The organism is Psychromarinibacter sediminicola, from assembly GCF_029168335.1.
GTDB lineage: Bacteria > Pseudomonadota > Alphaproteobacteria > Rhodobacterales > Rhodobacteraceae > Psychromarinibacter > Psychromarinibacter sediminicola.
Window position 1 is genome coordinate 24,097 of record NZ_JARGYC010000002.1, and the last position, 15,278, is coordinate 39,374.

Annotated in this window: 16 protein-coding genes; 6 read left to right on the forward strand and 10 right to left on the reverse strand. The window is 69.5% G+C overall.

The features are described 5' to 3' along the window. Positions 1–57: 57 nt before the first annotated feature. Positions 58–1,272 carry a PRC-barrel domain-containing protein gene (locus tag P1J78_RS01040; RefSeq protein WP_275565454.1) on the forward strand — a complete coding sequence of 405 codons (1,215 nt, stop codon included), beginning with the start codon at positions 58–60 and terminating at the stop codon, positions 1,270–1,272. 67 nt (positions 1,273–1,339) lie between these two features. Here P1J78_RS01040 and rnhA read toward each other — a convergent pair whose 3' ends face one another. The 6 genes from rnhA to P1J78_RS01070 form a co-directional block, all read right to left on the reverse strand. Further along, entirely contained in the window at positions 1,340–1,807 is a 468-nt protein-coding gene (gene rnhA, locus P1J78_RS01045; protein ID WP_275565455.1) for a ribonuclease HI, read from the reverse strand. Between the two features lie 25 nt (positions 1,808–1,832). Further along, entirely contained in the window at positions 1,833–2,291 is a 459-nt protein-coding gene (locus P1J78_RS01050; RefSeq protein ID WP_275565456.1) for a DUF3429 domain-containing protein, read from the reverse strand. Beyond that, on the reverse strand, positions 2,284–2,871 hold the full coding sequence (locus P1J78_RS01055; protein WP_275565457.1) for a class I SAM-dependent methyltransferase: 588 nt from the start codon (positions 2,869–2,871) through the stop codon (positions 2,284–2,286). Before P1J78_RS01055 ends, P1J78_RS01050 begins: the two co-directional genes overlap by 8 nt. Next, positions 2,868–3,818, reverse strand: a complete 951-nt coding sequence (ispH, locus tag P1J78_RS01060; RefSeq protein WP_275565458.1) for a 4-hydroxy-3-methylbut-2-enyl diphosphate reductase — start codon at positions 3,816–3,818, stop codon at positions 2,868–2,870. Before ispH ends, P1J78_RS01055 begins: the two co-directional genes overlap by 4 nt. Before the next feature lie 56 nt (positions 3,819–3,874). Next, positions 3,875–4,303 (reverse strand): YqaA family protein, encoded by a 429-nt coding sequence (locus P1J78_RS01065; protein WP_309568068.1) that lies wholly within the window; start codon positions 4,301–4,303, stop codon positions 3,875–3,877. A gap of 65 nt (positions 4,304–4,368) precedes the next feature. Next, positions 4,369–4,941 carry a LabA-like NYN domain-containing protein gene (locus P1J78_RS01070; protein WP_275565459.1) on the reverse strand — a complete coding sequence of 191 codons (573 nt, stop codon included), beginning with the start codon at positions 4,939–4,941 and terminating at the stop codon, positions 4,369–4,371. 128 nt (positions 4,942–5,069) lie between these two features. Between P1J78_RS01070 and folK the strand changes: the two genes are divergently transcribed. The 5 genes from folK (at position 5,070) to P1J78_RS01095 (ending at position 9,713) form a co-directional block, all read left to right on the forward strand. Further along, positions 5,070–5,651: a 2-amino-4-hydroxy-6-hydroxymethyldihydropteridine diphosphokinase gene (gene folK, locus P1J78_RS01075; RefSeq protein WP_275565460.1), complete on the forward strand. Its 582-nt coding sequence runs from the start codon at positions 5,070–5,072 to the stop codon at positions 5,649–5,651. A 92-nt stretch (positions 5,652–5,743) separates the two neighbouring features. Then, positions 5,744–6,097 (forward strand): DNA-directed RNA polymerase subunit omega, encoded by a 354-nt coding sequence (gene rpoZ, locus P1J78_RS01080; protein ID WP_275565461.1) that lies wholly within the window; start codon positions 5,744–5,746, stop codon positions 6,095–6,097. Between the two features lie 27 nt (positions 6,098–6,124). Then, complete coding sequence (locus tag P1J78_RS01085) at positions 6,125–8,245, forward strand: RelA/SpoT family protein (protein ID WP_275565563.1); 2,121 nt, start codon at positions 6,125–6,127, stop codon at positions 8,243–8,245. Between the two features lie 18 nt (positions 8,246–8,263). Further along, positions 8,264–8,926: a DUF2062 domain-containing protein gene (locus tag P1J78_RS01090; RefSeq protein WP_275565462.1), complete on the forward strand. Its 663-nt coding sequence runs from the start codon at positions 8,264–8,266 to the stop codon at positions 8,924–8,926. A gap of 25 nt (positions 8,927–8,951) precedes the next feature. Next, positions 8,952–9,713: a pyridoxine 5'-phosphate synthase gene (locus P1J78_RS01095; protein ID WP_275565564.1), complete on the forward strand. Its 762-nt coding sequence runs from the start codon at positions 8,952–8,954 to the stop codon at positions 9,711–9,713. Here the strand turns inward: P1J78_RS01095 and P1J78_RS01100 are convergent. From P1J78_RS01100 to P1J78_RS01115, 4 genes are all read right to left on the reverse strand, one after another. Continuing rightward, complete coding sequence (locus P1J78_RS01100; RefSeq protein WP_275565463.1) at positions 9,710–9,943, reverse strand: helix-turn-helix domain-containing protein; 234 nt, start codon at positions 9,941–9,943, stop codon at positions 9,710–9,712. The two genes, P1J78_RS01095 and P1J78_RS01100, sit on opposite strands and share 4 nt — an antisense overlap. 317 nt (positions 9,944–10,260) lie before the next feature. Then, entirely contained in the window at positions 10,261–11,100 is an 840-nt protein-coding gene (locus P1J78_RS01105; protein ID WP_275565464.1) for a UPF0280 family protein, read from the reverse strand. Beyond that, entirely contained in the window at positions 11,100–12,572 is a 1,473-nt protein-coding gene (locus P1J78_RS01110) for a 6-hydroxynicotinate reductase (RefSeq protein ID WP_275565465.1), read from the reverse strand. The genes P1J78_RS01105 and P1J78_RS01110 overlap by 1 nt, the downstream gene beginning before the upstream one ends. Then, positions 12,569–15,271 carry a molybdopterin-dependent oxidoreductase gene (locus P1J78_RS01115; RefSeq protein ID WP_374213132.1) on the reverse strand — a complete coding sequence of 901 codons (2,703 nt, stop codon included), beginning with the start codon at positions 15,269–15,271 and terminating at the stop codon, positions 12,569–12,571. Before P1J78_RS01115 ends, P1J78_RS01110 begins: the two co-directional genes overlap by 4 nt. Between the last annotated feature and the right edge of the window lie 7 nt (positions 15,272–15,278).

Genomic DNA, 15,278 nt, shown 5'->3' on the forward strand with positions numbered 1-15,278 from the left:
CGTTGGCAAGGCAACGGCGGGTCACGCGGCCCGCCAGCAATCCTTTGGGAGACTGAGATGCGCAAGCTGATGATGACGACCGCCGTCGCGGTGGCGATGACCACGCCCGCAATGGCGCAGAATGCCGAGCCCTTCATGACCGATATCGCCGCCGGCGACCGCTATGGCAGCGAGCTGATCGGCAAGCGGCTCTACGTGTCCGAGGCCGCGATCGACGACGGCACCAACTGGGACACCGAGGCCCGCGGCGAGTGGGACAATGTCGGCGAGATCCACGACATCCTGATCGGCGAAGACGGCGACGTGAAGGCGGTTCTGCTGGATATCGGCGGCTTCCTGGGCATCGGCGAGAAGACCGTGGCCGTGACCATGGACCAGTTGCACTTCGTGACCGAGGGCAACGATGCCGAGGAATACTTCGTCGTGGTGCAGGGCAGCGAGAGCATGCTCGAGGACGCCCCGGAATTCGACATGAGCGCCACCGTCGCCGAGGCGGCGAGCGATGCCGAGACCATGGCCGAGGACGCCGCGAATGACGTCGAGATGGCGGCCGAAGAGGCCGGCCAGTCGGTGGAAAACGCCGCCGAGGAGGTCGCGAGCGAGACCGAGCAAGCGGCCGAAGAGATCGAAACCGCCGCCGAGACCACCGCCGAAGATGTCGAACAGGCGACCGAGGAGGTGGCCAGCGACGCCGAGGCCGCGGCCGAAAACACCGCCGAAGACGTCGAGACGGCGGCCGAGACCACCGCCGAGGACGTCGAGCAGACGGCCGAAAACATGGCCAATGAGGTCGAGACCGACGCGCCCGCCGAAGGCGCCGAGGCCGGCGAGCTGACCGTCGAAAGCGAGGTCACCGGCGAAGCTGAGGCCGGCAACGTGGAAATGGCGCAGTCCGGCGAGACGGCCGAAGACAGCATGACCCCCGCCGAGGTGGCCGAGTCCCCCTCGATGTGGGACGCGCCGGAAGTGCAGCGTGACGGCTACGAGACCGTCGCGATGGAGGATCTGACCGCCGACATGCTGACCGGCACGCGCGTCTACGGTCCGCAGGAGGAAAGCGTCGGCGAAGTCGCCGAGCTGGTCCTTTCCGAGGACGGCGCGGTCGACAAGGCGATCGTCGATGTCGGCGGCTTCCTGGGCATTGGCGAGCATCGTATCGCCATTGACTTCGAAGAGCTGCAGGTTATCCGCGATCCGGATTTCGGCAGCGTCGAGGTCCATGTGGGCGCCAGCCAGGACCAACTGGAAGAGCGCCCGGAATACGACGGGTGAACCGACCCGACATTCGGTGAAAGGTGCACTTGGGGGCCGTGGTTCGCCACGGTCCCCTTTTTCGTGCTCAGCCCGCCGGCTTCTTCGGCTTGAACGGCGCCATGCCGGCGCGGGCCAGCGCGTCGGCCTTCTCGTTCTCGGGGTGGCCCGCGTGGCCCTTGATCCACTCCCACGTCACCCGGTGCCGCCCCTGCGCCTCGTCGAGCCGCTGCCACAGCTCGACGTTCTTCACCGGCTTCTTCGCCGCGGTCTTCCAGCCGTTGCGCTTCCAGCCGTGGATCCAGCCGGTGACGCCGTTCTTCACATAGGCGCTGTCGGTGACCACGGTGATGTCGCTGGGCCGGCCCAGCGTCTCCAGCGCCTTGATCGCGGCCATCAGCTCCATGCGGTTGTTGGTCGTCTCGGCCTCGCCGCCCTTCAACTCGCGCTGCTTCACGACGGTGTCGCCGTCCTTGGCCTGCAGCAGCACGCCCCAGCCGCCGGGGCCGGGATTGCCGGAGCAGGCTCCGTCGGTATAGGCGTAGAGATCGGGCATGCCGCGCCGCTTATCCGGGGCGTGGTCAGATGACAAGCACGACCGTCAGGCAGGCGACGACCACCGCCGTCAGACCGATCCGCAGCCGCATCCACCAGGGCGGCGCGAGGTCGTGGCGCCAGAACACCCAGTCGATCCCGAGGATGCCGACGAACCCGGTGATCAGGTAGATCGCCGCGCTCTGCACGCCGCCGCCCACGAAGACGAAGGCCCAGAGCGCCGGGATGACGCTCAGCGCGTAGCCCGTGGCGGCCGCCCGTGCCTCCGCCCGCGTGGCGAAGCCCCAGAGCACGCCGGACATGAACGACAGGATCACCGTGCCGTAGGAGAGCAGCACATAGGGCCCGACGAAACGCGGGCCGGCCCAGATCAGCGTCAGGCCCGACAGCCGGTCCGACACCATCGTCAGGGCGCCCCAGACGAAGGGCAGAAGGCCGGCGATGCCCAGGGCAAGCGCGGCGCGGGGAATGCGGGTCTCAGGCATGGGACAGCAGGACGATCCAAGGTTCGGGGATGCCGGCCAGCCCGGCATTCTCGCCGGTCTTCGCATCGGTCACGGTAAAGCCGGACAGCGCCAGCAGATCGCGCAGCCCCTCCTCGGAATAATAGGTGTAGAAGCGGCCGAGGCTGTCGGTCCCCTCGCCCTCGCCCAGCTTCATGCCCAGCCCGAAAGCCGCGCCGGGGGCGCAGGCGGCGTGCAGGTCGCGCAGGTGGCGCGCGAAGTCGGCGCGGGGGGCATGGAGCAGCGAGAAGCTCGCCCAGATCCCGCCGAACCGCCCGAGCGTCGCGATATCGTCGAACCGCGCCTGCCGCGCCGCGACGCCGTCGCGCCGCGCGGCCATCGCCGCCATCTCGGCCGAGGCATCGACCGCCAGAACCTCGTGCCCGGCGGCTGCGATCCTCTCGGCGTCGTGGCCGGGGCCGCAGCCCAGGTCCAGCACGCGGGCGCCCGGCGGCAAAGCGGCCAGGAACCTGCCCAGCCCGGGCGACGCGCTGTCCTTCACCATCTCCAGATAATCCGCCGCCAGCCGGTCGTAGGCCGCCAGCGTCGCGTCGGTGGTCATGCGGGCTCGCGCAGCACGCGCGGCACCTTGAACTCGACGTTTTCCTGCGCGGTTTCCACCGGCGTCAGCGTCACGTCGAACCGGGCGCGGAAGGCGTCGATGACCTCGTTCACCAGCACCTCCGGCGCGCTGGCCCCGGCGGTGATGCCCACGGTCGACACGCCCTCCAGCGCGCGCCAGTCGATATCGGCCGCCCGCTGCACCAGCTGCGAATAGGAACAACCCGCCGCCGCGCCGACCTCGACCAGCCGTTGCGAGTTGGACGAATTCGGCGCCCCGATCACCAGGATCGCGTCCACCTTGGGCGCCATCGCCTTCACCGACTCCTGCCGGTTGGTGGTGGCGTAGCAGATGTCTTCCTTGTGCGGGCCGATGATCTTCGGAAACCGCGCCTTCAGCGCCGCGACGATGCCGGCCGTGTCGTCCACCGACAGCGTCGTCTGGGTGATGAAGGCCAGCTTTTCCGGGTCACGCGGCTCCAGCCCCGCCACATCCGCCTCGGTCTCGACCAGCAGCACCTCGCCGTCGGGCAGCTGGCCCATCGTGCCCAGCGTCTCGGGATGGCCTGCATGGCCGATCATCACCATCTGCAACCCGTTGGCATGGTGCCGCTCGGCCTCGATATGCACCTTGCTGACCAGCGGGCAGGTGGCGTCGACATAGACCATGTTGCGCCGCTCCGCCTCGGCCGGCACCGCCTTGGGCACGCCGTGAGCGGAAAAGATCACCGGCCGGTCCTCGGGGCATTCGTCCAGTTCCTCGACGAACACCGCGCCCTTGTCGCGCAGGCTGTCGACGACGAAACGGTTATGCACGATCTCGTGGCGCACATAGACCGGCGGCCCCCATTTCTCCAGCGCCATCTCGACGATCTTGATCGCCCGGTCGACACCGGCGCAGAAGCCGCGGGGCGCGGCGAGGTAGAGGGTCAGGGGGGGCTTGGACATGGCACTCTCCTTCGTCCCAGCACCTAAGAAAATCGGCGCCGCGCGTCGAGTCCCAATCAGCCGATCAGGCCCGCCGTCGCCAGTGCAAGAATAATGTAGCGCCCGGTCTTGGCCACCGCCACCAGCAAGACGAAGACCGGCCAGGGCGTGCGCAGAACGCCGGCGGCCAGCGCGATGGCATCGCCGAACGGCGCCCAGGTCAGCAACAGCGACCACAGCCCCCAGCGGTTGTACCAGCGCTGCGCCCGGTCGAGTTGCGCCTCGGTGAAGGGGAACCAGCGCCGGTGCCGGAAATGCTCGAACCAGACGCCCATCAGGTAGGTGACGACCGAGCCCAGCGTGTTGCCGACGCTTGCCACCAGCACCAGCAGCCAGGCGGGATAGTCTCCCGCCACCTGCAGCGCGGCAAAGACCACCTCGGACTGGAACGGCAGCACCGTCGCCGCGCCCAGCGCGGCCACGAACAGCGTGAACAGCCCCGCCACCGCTCAACACAAGAGCGGGGCGACCCACCGGCCACCCCGCCTTGCATGCCTTCGTGAACGCAGGTTCACCCGTTCTCGGCCACGGCCTCTTCCGGTTCCGGCTTCGGCTCGCGCGGGGGCCGGCCGATGACTTCCTTCAGCTCGTCGAGCTCGATGAAATTGTCGGCCTGCCGGCGCAGCTCGTCGGCGATCATCGGCGGCTGGCTGCGGATGGTGGACACAACCGACACGCGAACGCCCTTGCGCTGCAGCGCGTCGACCAGCGGGCGGAAGTCCCCGTCGCCCGAGAACAGCACGATGTGGTCCACATGCTGCGCCAGCTCCATGGCATCGACCGTCAGCTCGATATCCATGTTGCCCTTCACCTTGCGGCGGCCCTGGCTGTCGATGTATTCCTTCGCCGGTTTGGTCACCATCGAGAAGCCGTTATAATGCAGCCAGTCGACCAGCGGCCGGATCGGCGAATACTCGTCGTTCTCCAGCAGCGCGGTATAATAGAACGCCCGCAGGAGCTTACCGCGCCGCATGAACTCCTGCCGGAGCAGCTTGTAGTCGATGTCGAACCCCAGCGCCTTGGCGGCCGCGTACAGGTTCGACCCGTCGATGAACAGCGCGAGCCGTTCGTCTCTGTAGAACATATATCGCCCCTTCAATTAATGCGTTTCGCCAATGACGTCCCGTGAGTGTGATTGAAAACAATCGGTATGGCGAAACTTCCGGCTAAGATAGGCTGTAAAACCAGGGTCGCAAGCGTGTCGTTCGGGAAATGAGTCATAATTCCGTAACGTATTCGCGCGTAACGCTTGTTGCCCTGGGCGCGAATCTGCCGGGCGCATGGGGGCCGCCCGCCGACGCGGTGCGCGCGGCGTTTCGGCGGCTTGATGATTCGCGCCTGCATGTTATCCGGGCAAGCCGCCTGTTTCTCACACCCTGCGTGCCCGCCGGGGCCGGACCCGACTATGTCAACGCGGCGGCGGCCCTGACCGGCGATCTTTCCCCGACGGAGACGCTGGCGGAGCTGCATCGCATCGAAAACGAGTTCGGCCGCGCCCGGGTGCAGCGCTGGGGCAGCCGGACACTGGACATCGACCTGCTGGCGATCGGCGACACCGTGCTTCCCGACCCGACGACCCAGGCGCACTGGCGCCACCTGACGCCCGAGGCACAGCAACGCGCCACGCCCGACCGGCTGATTCTGCCGCACCCGCGGCTGCAGGACCGGGCCTTCGTGCTGGTGCCGCTGATGGACGTCGCGCCGGACTGGACCCACCCGCTCCTCGGGCGCACGGTGCGGGAAATGACGGCGGACCTGCCCGAAGCCGACCGAATGGCGGTCACTCCCCTTTAAATCACGCGGTTTTGCCCCACATCACCTTGTCAAGATAGAAAAGAGCGCTTAGACAGGCCGCTCGATGTCCCCAGACCCAGATTGGAGCTGACATGGCCCGCGTTACGGTCGAAGATTGCGTTGACAAGGTCCCCAACCGGTTCGAGCTGGTGATGCTCGCCGCCCATCGTGCGCGGGAGGTGTCCTCCGGCGCGCCGATCACGGTGGACCGCGACAACGACAAGAACCCGGTCGTCGCCCTGCGCGAGATCGCGGAAGAGACGCAGCAGGCCGAAGAACTGCGCGAGCGGATGATCGAGGCGAACCAGACCCAGATCGAGGTCGACGAGCCCGAGGAAGACGCCATGGCCCTGCTCATGGGCGCCGAACAGGACAAGCCGGCCGAGGACGACATGTCCGAAGAAAAGCTGCTGCGCGCGCTGATGGAAGCGCAGGAGCCGAAGTAAGAGGATACCTCGATGGCGCTGGACCGGCTGATCGAGGTCGAGGACCTGATCGAGCGGGTTCGCGCCTATAACCCCCACACCAACGAAGACCTGATCCGGTCCGCCTATGCCTATGGCGGGCGGATGCATGCCGGCCAGTTCCGGCATTCGGGCGAGCCGTATTTCACCCACCCGGTCGCCGTGGCGTCGATTCTGACCGAGATGCGGCTGGACGACGCGACGATCATCACCGCGCTGCTGCACGACACGATCGAGGACACGCGCTCCACCTACAAGGAGGTCGCACAGACCTTCGGCCCCGAGATCGCCGAGCTCGTGGACGGCGTCACCAAGCTGACCAACCTGCAGCTGTCCTCGTCGGAAACGAAGCAGGCGGAGAACTTCCGCAAGCTTCTGATGGCGATGTCCAAGGATCTGCGGGTGATCCTGGTCAAGCTCGCCGACCGCCTGCACAACATGCGCACCATCAAGTCGATGCGCCCCGAGAAGCAGGTGCAGAAGGCGCGCGAGACGATGGACATCTTCGCGCCGCTCGCCGGCCGGATGGGCATGCAGTGGATGCGCGACGAGCTGGAGGACCTGTCCTTCGCGGTGCTGAACCCCGAAGGGCGCAACTCGATCATGCGCCGCTTCATCCGGCTGCAGCGCGAAACCGGCGACGTCGTCAAGAAGATCACCGCCGACATCCGCAAGGAGCTTCAGAAGACCGGGATCACGGCCGAGGTGCAGGGCCGGGCCAAGAAGCCCTACTCGATCTGGCGCAAGATGCAGGAAAAGGGGCTGTCCTTCTCGCGCCTGTCCGACATCTACGGCTTCCGCATCCTGGTCGAGACCGAGGCCGACTGCTACCGCGTGCTGGGCGCCATGCACCAGCGCTGGCGCGCCGTGCCGGGGCGGTTCAAGGACTATATCAGCCAGCCGAAATCGAACGGCTACCGCTCGATCCACACCACGGTGTCGGGGCGCGACGGGCGGCGGGTGGAGATCCAGATCCGCACCTACCAGATGCACGACGTGGCCGAGGCGGGCGTGGCCGCCCACTGGTCCTACCGCGACGGCGTGCCGGCCGAGAACCCCTTTGCCGTCGACCCCACCCGCTGGATCACCCGGCTGACCGAGCAGTTCCAGACCGCCGAGAACAACGACGAGTTCCTCGAACACGTCAAGCTGGAGATGTACGCCGACCAGGTGTTCTGCTTCACGCCCAAGGGCGACGTGATCAAGCTGCCGCGCGGGGCGACGCCCTTGGACTTCGCCTATGCGATCCACACCCGCATCGGCGACAGCTGCGTCGGCGCCAAGGTCGACGGGATGCGCGTTCCGCTCTGGACCCGGCTGAAGAACGGGCAAAGCTGCGAGGTCCTGACCGCCGCCGGTCAGCGCCCGCAATCGACCTGGATCGACATCGTCGTCACCGGCCGCGCCAAGGCCGCGATCCGCCGCTCGCTGCGCGAGGAGGACAAGGAGCGCTACGTCAAGCTGGGCCGCGAGCTGGCCCGCGTGGCCTTCGAGCATGTCGGCAAGCGCGCCACCGACAAGGCGCTCGACACCGCCGCGCGGCAGATGGGGTTGGTCACCACCGAAGAGCTTCTGGCCCGCCTCGGCTCGGCCGAGTTGGCCGCGCGCGAGGTGGTCGAGACGCTCTATCCCGATCTCGGCGACCAGGAGGACGACGAAATCGACCTGTCGCGCGCGGTCATCGGCCTCGGCCCCGACCAGAGCTTCGAGCGCGCGGCCTGCTGCCAGCCGGTGCCGGGCGAACGCATCGTTGGCATCTCCTATCGTGGCAAGGGCGTGCTGGTCCACGCCATCGACTGCCCGGCGCTGGAAGAGTTCCAGGACGCGCCCGGCCGCTGGGTCGACCTGCACTGGCATTCCGGCAACCACCCGGCGGTGCATACGGTGACGCTGGAGATCACCATCAGCAACGATGCCGGCGTGCTGGGGCGGATTTGCACATTGATCGGCGAACAAAAGGCCAATATCTCGGACCTGCAATTTGTTGACCGGAAACCGGACTTTTATCGCCTCCTTATAGATGTAGATCTGAGGGACGCAGAGCATCTGCACGCGGTGATGCTCGCCGTCGAGGCTGAAAGCGACGTGGCCTCGCTGCGCCGCCACCGCGACCTGGATCGCAGACCCTGAGGAGGGGCGCAGAACACCGTGGTCTTTAAGCGGCGAACGCCACGCACCTGGCTGCAGTTCATCGCCGAAGGCTTCTGGCCGAAAGGCGGGTGGAATCGTGCGTTCTACTACGTCGTTCACCGGCTGCGCCGCCTGCCCGACCCGCCGCACCGCATCGCACGGGGAATCGCCGCCGGCATCTTCGTGTGCTTCACGCCGTTCTTCGGCTTTCACTTCCTTCTGGCGGTCGTCCTGGCCTTTCTCATGCAGGGCAATGTCGTGGCCGCGCTGATGGCCACCTTCGTCGGCAACCCACTCACATTCCCGTTCATCGCCGCGATCAGCCTGGAGCTGGGCGAATTCATCCTGGGCCAGGACTCGATCCCGATCCAGCGCGTCTTCGGCGCCTTCAGCCGCGCCAGCCAGGAGCTGTGGCTGAACGCCGTCTCCGTCTTTACCGACGAGGTCGCGCATTGGGACCGGCTGGAGCGGTTCTGGCACGATGTCTTCCGGCCCTACATGGTGGGCGGCCTGCTGCCGGGGCTTGCGGCTTCGATCGTGGGCTATATGCTGGCGCTTCCGGCCGTCACGGCCTATCAGAACCGCAGGGTCAAGAAACTGCGGGAACGCTACGAGAAGCGCCGCGCCGCGCTGGCCAAGGCGGCCAAGCGCAAGGGCAAGGGCAAGGCGCCCGCGGAATAGACCGCGACGGGACAGGAGCATGACGATGCAGGCTCTGGGCAAGCTGCGCCTTGGTGTGAACATCGACCACGTGGCCACGGTGCGCAACGCGCGCGGCTCGGCCTATCCCGACCCGGTGCGCGCCGCGACACTGGCCGAGGAGGCCGGCGCCGACAGCATCACCGCGCATCTGCGCGAGGACCGGCGGCATATCTCCGACGACGACATCGCCCGCCTGGTCGAGGCGCTGAGCCTGCCCCTGAACTTCGAGATGGCGGCGACCGAGGAGATGCAGGCCATCGCCCTGCGTCACCGCCCCCACGCCGTGTGCATCGTGCCGGAAAAGCGCGAGGAACGGACGACCGAGGGCGGGCTGGAGGTCGCGCGAGAAGAGAACAAGCTCGCGCATTTCATCGCGCCCCTGGCCGAGGCGGGCTGCCGCGTGTCGATCTTCATCGCCGCCGACCGCCCGCAGATCGAGGCCGCCGCCCGCATCGGCGCGGCCGTGGTCGAGCTGCACACCGGCGCCTATTGCGACTTCCACGCCGAGGGCCGGCTGGACGAGCGCGACGCGGAGCTCGACCGCCTGCGCGAGATGGCCAGCTTCGCCCATTCCCTGGGGCTCGAAGTCCATGCCGGGCACGGGCTGACCTACGACACGGTCGAACCGGTCGCCGCCTTCCCGGAGGTCATGGAGTTGAATATCGGGCATTTCCTGGTGGGCGAGGCCATCTTCCGCGGCCTCGGCCCCGCAATCGCGGAAATGCGCCGCCTGATGGACCGGGCGCGCGACGGGGCCGCTGCCTAGGCCAGCACCGCCTTCACCTTCGCCACGTCGTCGTCGATCAGCTTCAGCATCTGCCGCGCCGGCCCGCCCGGCCGGCGCCGCCCGGCCTCCCACGACTGATAGCCGTAAAGGCCCATGCCCAGCAGGTCGGCCATTTCCTCGGGCGACAGCCCGGCCTCCTCGCGCACCGTGCGCGGGTTCAACTCGCCAGCGGTCTGGCTCTCGACGGCTTTCAGGGCTGTGGTGGTCATCTCGTCTGCTCCTTGTCATTGCCGCGCGCAGGGCGGCAGGGTCGCCGGCGCGCGGGCGGATCGGGAAGGTCTGTCAACGCAAGGCCCCGCGACCCGGCCCTCACCGCAAACGGGGCGCAGCAGGGCGGGGCAGAACGCCGGCCGGGGCGGACCCTGCCGGCCCCCGGGGCTGGTCTGAGAGCTATGTCGGTCTCACCATGGCCCGGAGCCTACGGGCGAGAGGGCGCCTTTCAACGGTCCCGTCCCGGCACCCCGGAAATTATCCACAGGAGCGGCAAGATCTGATGCACCGATCCCACACTGTTTCCGGATCGCCTTCAGTCCGCCGCGGAAACCGGCGCCTCCAGCCCCATGCGCCCCGCCTGTGCCGTCTGCCCCTGAAGCACCAGGAAGGCGGCCACGACATGCCCCGCCTCCACGAACGCCTCCGCCCGGGCGCGCCCGCGCGCCAGCGCCTCGGCCGCCTCCGCCGGCGACAAAAGCGGCACCTCCACCGTCACCCGCCGCGCGCCCAGGTCGCTGTCCGGCAGCAGCTCGCGGGCCGGCATACGGCGGATGCCCCGATGCCCCGGCAGGTCCACCGCGTTCGCGATCAGGGTCGCCGCAGCATCCGCCTGCGCCGCCGTGGGCGCCAGAACGGTCACGCTGTCCGCGATCCCCAGCGAGTGGCTGCGCCCCCGCCAGCCCGACGTCGCCACCCCGCGCACCGGGCCGGCATGGTCCAGCCTCACGCGGGCCGGCACCGGCGCGGCGACGGCGGCGGTGGCAGAGGCTCCGGCGCCAAGGTGAAACGCCACGTCGCCGCCGTTGTTGGCATAGGCCTTGACGACGCCGTCGGATGCCATGACGGAGACGATCTCGTCCGCCACCGCCCCGGCCACGGCGGCCATCGGCGTCACGAACGCCGGCAGGAAGGCTACCGTCGCCGCCTGCATCCGCCGCGCCACCGGTCCCGAGACCGCGTGCCCCTCGGACACCGGCGCCCGCAGCAACGGCAGCTCGGCCACCAGCTCCTCCAGCACGCGCTCGAACCGCACCGCCGCCCGGCGTAGCGCGGCGGCGCGCCCCGGCCCCTCGGCCCCGGCGACGATGTCGATCGGCCCGTGCTGCAGATGCAGCCGCCCGTCCGGCAGCAGCCGCGCCGCGGCCCGCTCCATCAGCGCACCGGCCCGACCCCGCGCGCGGACGCGCCGTATTCGCCGCCATGCGCAAGGATGTCGTCCAGCTCCCGCACCGCGCCGTCATGCCCGCCCAGCGCCCGGTAATCATCGCGCCGCAGGGTGAATTCCAGGGGCGCCACCAGCGCGGGCGTGGGCACGTAGCCGAAGGACCGCTCCGGCATCCGCATCACGTCGACCATCATCGTGATCCCGCCGCCCGGCCAGACATAGACCGGCGCGCCGCCGCTGGTCAGCGTCGTCTGCATCGCCTGCACCGACCGGGTCAGCCGCACCGGGTTCTTCGTCACCCCGGCCCGCAGCGACCCGCCCGCGCCGCCCATGAACATCACGGTGCAGAGCGCCGGCTCGCAGTTCTCGGCGATCAGGTCGACCGTCGGCAGCAGTGCCTCAGGCAGCTCGGCCGCCACCGGCTCCAGGTCGTCGTTCAGCACGTAGTACCCGTATTGCTCGCCGGTCGTGGAGACCATCAGCAGCGTCAGCCCCGGCCGCGCCCCCTTCTCCTCGCGCCACGGCCCGAGAATGGTCAGCGGATCGGAGATGTCGGTGCCGCCCCAGCCCAGCCCCGGCTCGGCCACCTGGAAATACCGCCCCGGCGTCGACCGGCGCCCCTTGATCCGGATGCCGGTATCGGGCCAGCCGATCACCTTGCCCGCCTGGTGCTCGCTGACGACGCCGGTGATGTGGTCGTCCACCACCACCACCTCGTCCACCAGCCCCTGCCACTGCCCGGCGAACATCCCGATGGTGGCCGAACCGCAGCCCACACGCATCCGCGCCTCGCGCTGCCCGTCCACGACCGGCGCCTGCCCGGCCTGCACCACCACCTCGGCCCCATCGTCGATGGTCAGTTCCACCGCCTCGCGGTTGCACAGCCGCATCAGCGCGTCGCAGGTCGCGCGCCCCTCGGGCTTCGAACCGCCGGTCAGGTGATCCACCCCGCCCAGCGACAGCATCTGCGAGCCGTACTCCGCCGTCGTCACATGGCCGATCACCTCGCCCGCGCTGCGGACCCAGGACGCTTCCGAGCCGAGATGCCGGTCGGTGTCGATCTTCACCTTCACGCCGCAGTAGGAAAAGATCGCCTCGGTCACCACGGTCACGAAATCCGCCCCGTCCACCTGGCGCGAGATCAGGAAGGGCGCGGGCTTGTAGTCGGGATAGGTCGTGCCCGCCCCCACGGCCGTCACGAACAGATCCGCGTCGGGCACCACCGTCCCGTCCCAGTCCCGCGCGAGGAAGGGCACCACCTCCTCGCCCTTCGCGATCCGCGCGTCGATCACCGTCAGCGGGTCGCAGCGCACGATCTGCCCGCCCTCGTTGGCATAGCGGTCACAGGCCCCGGCGCGGCCCTCGGCGATATAGCACATCACCGGGCAGGCATCGCAGCGGGTCTTGTCCGGCTTGCGCTTCGGCAGGTCGCCGTCCGAGGTATCGGCCCGCGTCGTCATCGCGCCGCCCGGATCGCCGCCAGCACCCGATGCGGCAGCGCCGGCAGCCGGGTGATCCGCGCCCCGGTCGCATGCCGGATCGCGTTCAGGATCGCCGGCGCCGTCGGGATCAGCACATGCTCGCCCAGCCCCTTCACGCCCATCGGCCCCTCGGGGTCGGGCTTCTCGACAAAGATCGAGCGGATCTCCGGCATGTCGCCGAAGGTCGGGATCAGGTAGTCGTGCAGGTTCTCGGTCCGCCCGGGCACGTATTCCTCCATCAGCGCCATGCCCAGCCCCTGCGCGATGCCGCCCTCGACCTGCCCCTCGGCCAGAAGCGGGTTCACCACGCGCCCCAGGTCGTGCGCCGCGGTCATCCGCCGGACCTTCACCGTGCCCAGCGCCGTGTCCACCTCGACCTCGGCCATCTGCGCGCCATAGCCATAGACGGCATAGGGCTCTCCCTGCCCGTCCGCATCGAGCCCGACCGTGGGCGGGTCATAGGTCTCCTCCGCCGCCAGCACATAGCCGTGCGCGTCGACCGGCAGGTCCGCCAGCCGGATGTCGCGGCTGCCCCGGCCGTCGTGCACCCGCAGCACGTCGCCCTCCAGCGACAGCGCGGCATCCTCGCCCATATTGCTCATCGCCAGGATGGTGCCGCGCAGCGCCCGCCCCGCCAGCATCGCCGCCTTGCCGGTCACGTAGGTCTGGCGCGAGGCGGATGTCTTGCCGCAATCCGGCGTCTTCGCCGTGTCCCCGTCGACGAGCGAGACCTGCCCCACGGGCAGGCCGAGCGCATCGGCGCAAAGCTGCGCCACGACCGTGTTCGCGCCCTGCCCGATATCCATCGCCCCTTGGTGCAGCACCAGCCGCCCGGCGGCGGTGATGCCGACGCGCACGGTCGACGGGTTCGGCAGCCCGGTATTGCCGCAGCCGTACCAGCACGACGCCACGCCGACGCCGCGCCGCACCACGCCCTGCGCTTCGTTGAACGCGGCCGCCTCGGCCAGCGCCCGGTTCCACGCGACGCTCAGCGCCACGAGGCAGTCGCGAATCCCGATCCCGCCGGGCCGCTGGCCGCAGACCGTCCTGTCGCCGTCCACGAGCGCGTTGCGCAGCCGGAACTCCAGCCGGTCGATCCCGGCGGCCCGGGCGAGGTCGTCGAACAGCGTCTCCTGCACCAGCGCCGCCTGCGGCACGCCAAAGCCGCGGAACGCCCCCGCCGCCGGCCCGTTGGTATGCATCGCCCGCGCGACCGCATGGTAATGCTCCATCCGGTAGGGGCCGGAGGCATGCACCGGCACCCGCACCGCCACGGTCGGCCCCCAGCTGGCATAGGCGCCGGTGTTGAAGTCGCCATCGAAGGTCATCCCCGTGACCCGACCGGCGGTGTCGCAACCGATCCGCCCGGTCATCCGCGCCGGATGCCGCTTGGTAGTCGAGGCCATGCTTTCCGCCCGGGAGTAGACCATCCGGCACGGCCGCCCGGTCTTCAGCGCCGCCAGCCCGATCAGCGGCTGCAGCGACAGATCCAGCTTCGCCCCGAACCCGCCGCCCGTCGCCGCCGGGATCACCCGGACGCGCTCTGCCGGCAGGCCCAGCACCTTCGCCGTCTCGTCCCGGTCCATCACCGGCGCCTGGGTGCAGGCCCGGATCACCAGCGTGTCGCCGTCGATCCAGGCCGTCCCCGCCTCGGGCTCGATATAGGCGTGCTCGACATAGGCCGTGTCCACCGTGACCTCGGCCACATGCGCGGCCCCGGCCAGCGCCATTATGGCGTCGCCGCAGCGCACCACGCCCCGGATCAGCTCGTTCCCCGGCCGCCCGGCATGCAGGTCCGGCAGGGGCGCCGACAGGTCGGTGACGGCCTCTTCCGGCTGCCACGTCACCGGGAAGGCCGCAAAGTCCAGCGCGTCCAGCGCCGCGGTCTCGCCCACCACGATGGCCACCGCCTCGCCGCGCTGCCGCACATGCGCCTCGGCCAGCGCCGGCTGATCCACAAAGACGGGGATCGTGCCGAACAGGTTCTCGCCCGGGATGTCGGCCGCCGTGAAGACGTGAACCGGCGCGGGCGCCGCCGCCGCCCAGGCTGCCACGTCGCCCAGCGCGAACCGCGCCGCATGGTGCGGCGACCGGATCGCCCGCACCTCCAGCGCCCCCTCGGGCAGGTGATCGGCGCCGTACATCTCGGCCCCGGTGACCTTCGGCCCGCCGTCCAGCCGCTCCAGCCGCGCGCCCACCGCCGCGCCGGCCGCCGGGCCCGGCGATGCCTCTCCGGGGTCCGCCTCAAAAGCCGAGTCGCAGACCGCGTCGACGATCTTCGCATAGCCGGTACAGCGGCACAGCACGCCGCCCAGCGCCTCCTCGACCTCTGCTCGGTCCGGCGCCGGCGTGCCGCGCAGCAATCCCGCCGCCGCGACCAGCATCCCCGGCGTGCAGATGCCGCATTGCGCCGCGCCGTGCCGCAGGAAGGACCGCTGCAACCGCGGCACCAACGCGCCCAGCCCCTCGACGGTCACCACCTCGGCGCCGTCCGCGCGCACCGAGGGCGTCAGGCAGGCACAGACCGCCGCCCCGTCCAGCAGCACGGTGCAGGCCCCGCAATCGCCCGCGTCGCAGCCGACCTTCGTCCCGGTCAGCCCCAGATCCTCGCGCAGCACCTCCGACAACCGCCGCCCCGGCGCGGCGGCAAAGGGCGTCTCGGCCCCGTTCACCCGCATTTGGCAC